The following is a 266-nucleotide window of genomic DNA, read 5'->3' as shown; positions in this document are numbered from 1 at the left end:
ATTTAGTTGATTGTCGATTAATCATTGGAACCACTATGATCCACAGGACGCTAATCACTAGAAAAGCTCCTAAAACATGTCCACTAGGATAACTAAAGCCAGTGTCCCCCGGCAAATGCATTGAAGGACGGGGCTTGGCTACGATGTGTTTAATCACAAATCCAATGGCATCTCCACCAAAAACCAGTACCAACGAAAAGAATGCCGGTATTTTATACTTAAACCACCACAACAAAACAGCAATTATAAGTATCCACACAATATCC

At 40.6% G+C, this 266-nt stretch carries 1 protein-coding gene; it reads right to left on the bottom strand.

Annotated elements, in window-relative coordinates:
* On the bottom strand, positions 1 to 266 hold a 266-nt coding region (locus AC6UD2_RS06795; protein ID WP_500698434.1), incomplete at both ends, for a phosphatase PAP2 family protein.

The sequence above is a fragment of the Fructilactobacillus sp. X2R5C2 genome (assembly GCF_059901375.1).
The sequence above is the reverse complement of the archived record's forward strand: the minus strand, read 5'-3'. Positions and strand labels throughout refer to the sequence as shown.